Raw genomic sequence first — 4,255 nt, forward strand, 5'->3', positions numbered from 1 at the left:
GAATTCCTACAATGTGGTGATGGATGCTTCGCGGCCGGAGGTCGTGAGCGGCATTCTCGATTTCGGCGACATGATCCATTCGCCGCTGATCTGCGACCTCGCCATCGGCGCCGTCTACCGCTGGCCGGCGGAAGGCCATCCGCTGGCACCGGCAGCGCGCTTTGTCGCAGGTTATCAGTCGCTCCAACCACTGGAGGAGGAAGAGATTGGCATTCTCTTCGATCTGATCCGTGCCCGACTTGCGCTCATCGTCAACATCGCCAGTTGGCAGGCCGAGCGTTTCCCGGCCAAGCGCGACTACGTGCTGCGCCTCGCCACCGAGGTCTGGGCTTCGCTTGAAAAGCTTGATGGTCTGTCGTCCACCGATGCCCGCCGCTATTTTCTCGACCATTCCAATCCGGAGTAGATGCTCGTGCCCCAGTCCTCGCCGTATCCCGCAAATGCCGACGCGGCTGCATCGGAGCGCGCGCTGCTCGAACGCCGCGCCAGGCTGCTCGGGCCGACCTACCGCGCCTTCTACCGCAACCCTATTCATCTGGTGCGCGGCAGCGGTGTGTGGCTCTACGATGCCCAGGGCCGCAAGTTCCTCGACGCCTACAACAACGTCGCCTCGGTCGGCCACTGCCATCCGCGCGTCGTCGAGGCACTGTCCGGGCAGGCCGCAACGCTCAACACCCACACACGCTATCTCAGCGAGATCATCCTCGATTACGCGGAAAAGCTTCTCGGCACCGTTCCGGCCCATCTCGGCCACGCGATGTTCACCTGCACCGGCAGCGAGGCGAACGACCTTGCCATCCGCATTGCCCAGCATTCCAGCGGCGGCACCGGGGTGATCATCACCGATTTCGCCTATCACGGCGCCACCATAGCGACGGCGCAACTGTCGCCGGCGGCGGTCGGGGCAAAGGGGGTACCAGCGCACCACCGCACGGTGGCAGCGCCGGACACGTTCCGCGACCATGGCCGGGCCGCGCATGATTTCGCCGGAAATGTCGCCGCTGCCATAGAGGACATGCGAGCAAAAGGCATCAAGCCGGCGGCGCTGCTTCTCGACTCCGCCTTTTCCAGCGACGGCATCTTCTTTCCCGATGCGGCGGTGATGCGCGAAGCGGCGGATCACGTCAAAAAGGCCGGCGGCATCGTCATCGCCGATGAGGTCCAGTCCGGCTTCGGCCGGCTTGGCCAGGGCATGTGGGGCTTCGCAAACTATGGCATCGAGCCTGACATCGTCTCGATGGGCAAGCCGATCGGCGATGGGCACCCGATGGGCGCCGTGCTCGTGCGGCCGCAGCTTGTCGCCTCCTTCGGTTCGAACACCGGCTACTTCAACACCTTCGGCGGCAACCCGGTCGCGGCCGCTGTCGGCCTCGCCGTTCTCGATGTCATCGAAGGCGAGGGGCTGATCGAGAATGCGCGCAATGTCGGCGCCTATACGAGTGAACTGCTGCGCGCCCTGCAGGGCCGGCACGGCGCGGTCGCTGATGTCAGGCACAACGGCCTCTATTTCGGCGTCGAGCTGACGGCGGACGGCGACGAGGCTCTGGCCGCCACCAAGACATCGGCGGTCGTCGAAGCCATGCGCGAGGACGGCGTGCTGATCTCGTCCTGCGGTCCGCGCGGCAATGTGCTGAAGATCAGGCCGCCACTGCCCTTTGCCAGGGACAATGCCGAGCAACTGGCCGAGACGCTCGATCGCGCTCTGTCGAACTGGTGATCGGAGCGGCCCGCGCATGCTGAAGCTCGAACATCAGACCCTGAATGACCGCGCCTATGGCGCGCTCAAGCAGGAGCTGATTTCCGGCGGCTTCAGCCCGGGCCAGGCGCTGGTCATCCGCAAGCTCGCCGAGACGTTCGGCATCTCGACGACACCGATCCGCGAGGCGCTGCAGAGGCTTGTCGCCGAGCGGCTGCTCGAGATGCAGAACAACCGCTCGGTCATCGTGCCGTTGCTGTCCGCGCCTGCCTTCGAGGAGCTGACGCGCATCCGCATCGCCGTCGAGGGACTGGCGGGCGAGATGGCGGCGACCAGGATGAGCGAAAGCGGGCTGGCTGACATCCAGGCGACGCTCGCCGGCATGCAGCGTGCCATTGAGGCCGGCGACGCCAGGGCCTATCTCTCATTGAACGAGGCGTTCCACTTCGCCATCTACCAGCATGCTGGCGCGCCGATCCTTTTGAACATGATCCGCGACCTCTGGGGGCGGGTCGGGCCTTATCTCAAGCTGCTGATGCAGGCCGATCGCTACATCCCGCAGTCCAACGACGCGCATCGCAAGATCGTCGCCGCACTGGAGCAGCGCAGCGGTCCCACTGTGCGGATTTTCATAGAAGAGGACATCGCCGTGGCGGCCGCTGTGCTGTCTGCAAACCTTGACGCTGCCAGGGAGCCGTCGGCCTAGCTCGTCCCGTCCAGCCGGTCGCGCAGCATGCTCCAGCCGAGCAGCATGTTGGGCGCGTGCCGCAGCACGGCGTGGAACGGTATTGGCGCCGGCGGCGCGAAGGGCAGCGGCAGGTCGCGGGCGTCGGTGCCGGCGGCCCAGTCGGCCAGAACCTTGCCCATCGCCGTCGTCATGGCGATGCCGCGCCCGTTGCAGGCGCGACCGGCGATCAGTCCCGGACCGAGGTCGATCAGGTGCGGCAGGAAATCCGGTTCGACCGCTGCCATTCCCGACCAGCTGTAGGCAAGCGGCGGCAGGTCGGGCAGACCGAGATGCCGGCCGAGCCTTCGCCAGATCGTCTGCGGTACGCGCGTATCCGCACCGGCGCCAAGGATATGCATGCCGCCGCTGATCAGCCGGTTTTCGGCGTCGAAGCGGAAGGTGAACAGATTGCGTCTGGTGTCACCGACACCTTGCCCGCCGGGAAGCAATCGGTTGCGCACTTCACGAGGTAGCGGCGCTGTCGCGATCTGGAAGACTTTCAGCGGGAAGTAGGTTCGCTGCAACGACGGATTGAGGGACCAGCCATAGGCGTTGGTGGCGATCAGCACCTTGCCCGCGCGTACCGAGCCAGAGGGCATTTTCAGCATCCAGCCATCGGCTATGCGATCAACCGAGGTGACGCGCGTCTGCTCGAAGATCTTTGCGCCGGCCTTCTCCGCCGCATCGGCCAATCCGCGCGCATAGGCGACCGGATTGAGCACGCCGCCGGAACGGTCCATCCAGCCGCCGACATAGCCTGGCACGCCTGTCAGGGCTTCGACTTCCTGCCGATCCAATGTGACTGCCGGCCGGCCACGCTGTGCCCACTGCCCGGCACGTGACTTGACTTTTTCAAAGGCGGCAGGCGAATGCGCCGGCTGGATCCATCCGTTCTGCACGGCGTCGCAGTCGATGCCGTGCTGCCGGATCAGGCGGAAAACCAGGTCGGCGCTGCCGGCGGCGAAATCGATCAGCCTTTCGCCACGCGATGGTCCGAGATGGGCCAGTATGTCGGCCGGGTCCATCTTGGCGAAGTTCGGCACGACGAAGCCAGCATTCCTGCCGGTTGCGCCCCAGGCGATGAATTCGGCTTCGAGAACGGCGACGGAAAGGCCTTTGCCGGCGGCGTGCAGCGCGGTTGAAAGGCCCGAAAAGCCGCCGCCGACAATGGCCAGGTCGACATCGAGCTTACCCTGCAGCGCCGGCCGTTTGCGGCGGTCGCGGCTGACGGCAAGCCAGAGTGAAGCGCCATGCGCTTCCTGCCGAACCGCGGCATTCATGACGGGGAAACGCTTTTGGCCGTAGTCACCTTCGTCCGCTTGCCGAGCCAAGGCCGCCGTGGCCTGTCGCCGAACAGCCCGTTCGGCCGGACCAGCAGGATAACGCAGAGCATGACGCCGATGGCGGCGATCTGCAGCGCGGCGGCACGAGCCTGCTGTTCCGGCGGGAACAGGATGCTGGTCAGCGTGCCCGACCCAGCCCATATCGCCCAGACCAGGATGCTGCCGATGACGGCGCCGAGATTGCTGCCCGAGCCGCCCACGATCAGCATCACCCAGACCTGGAAGGTCAGGATCGGCAAATAATTGTCCGGCGCGATGAAGCCGGTGAAATGCGCCTGCAATGCGCCGGCCAGTGCCATGATGGCGCCGCCCACGGCGAAGGCCTGGACGCGATAGAAACGCGCGCTCTTGCCAAGCGAGATCGCCGCCCGCTCATCCTCGCGTAGCGCCTTCAGCACGCGGCCCCACGGGCTGCGCGACAGATGTTCCAAAGCGAGATAGGCGACCAGAGTCACCGCCGCGACCACGGCAAGGTTCGACAGGTTGAAC

5 protein-coding genes are annotated in these 4,255 nt (G+C 65.6%); 3 read left to right on the plus strand and 2 right to left on the minus strand.

Going from position 1 to position 4,255, the window contains the following annotated elements; translation table 11 throughout:
* From EN994_RS20140 to EN994_RS20150, 3 genes are all read left to right on the plus strand, one after another.
* Positions 1–406 (plus strand): phosphotransferase (locus tag EN994_RS20140; RefSeq protein ID WP_164746031.1); only part of this gene is annotated, 406 nt, incomplete at its 5' end.
* Positions 407–1,717 (plus strand): aspartate aminotransferase family protein, encoded by a 1,311-nt coding sequence (locus EN994_RS20145; RefSeq protein WP_063167564.1) that lies wholly within the window; start codon positions 407–409, stop codon positions 1,715–1,717.
* Positions 1,718–1,733: 16 nt separating this feature from the next.
* On the plus strand, positions 1,734–2,402 hold the full coding sequence (locus EN994_RS20150; protein ID WP_024502527.1) for a GntR family transcriptional regulator: 669 nt from the start codon (positions 1,734–1,736) through the stop codon (positions 2,400–2,402).
* Here the strand turns inward: EN994_RS20150 and EN994_RS20155 are convergent.
* Together EN994_RS20155 and EN994_RS20160 are read right to left on the minus strand one after the other, a co-directional pair.
* Complete coding sequence (locus EN994_RS20155; protein ID WP_063167565.1) at positions 2,399–3,703, minus strand: FAD-dependent oxidoreductase; 1,305 nt, start codon at positions 3,701–3,703, stop codon at positions 2,399–2,401. The two genes, EN994_RS20150 and EN994_RS20155, sit on opposite strands and share 4 nt — an antisense overlap.
* Positions 3,700–4,255, minus strand: a 556-nt coding sequence (locus EN994_RS20160; protein WP_164746032.1) for a branched-chain amino acid ABC transporter permease, incomplete at its 5' end; no start/stop codon positions are given. The genes EN994_RS20160 and EN994_RS20155, both read right to left, overlap by 4 nt.

The organism is Mesorhizobium sp. M7A.F.Ca.CA.002.09.1.1, from assembly GCF_003998555.1.
Taxonomy (GTDB): domain Bacteria; phylum Pseudomonadota; class Alphaproteobacteria; order Rhizobiales; family Rhizobiaceae; genus Mesorhizobium; species Mesorhizobium ciceri.

Excerpts from the sequence above, each read along its gene's own strand:
- EN994_RS20145 (WP_063167564.1), top strand. The coding sequence starts at position 407 with ATGCTCGTGCCCCAGTCCTCGCCGTATCCCGCAAATGCCGACGCGGCT.
- EN994_RS20150 (WP_024502527.1), top strand. The coding sequence starts at position 1,734 with ATGCTGAAGCTCGAACATCAGACCCTGAATGACCGCGCCTATGGCGCG.
- EN994_RS20155 (WP_063167565.1), bottom strand. The coding sequence starts at position 3,703 with ATGAATGCCGCGGTTCGGCAGGAAGCGCATGGCGCTTCACTCTGGCTT.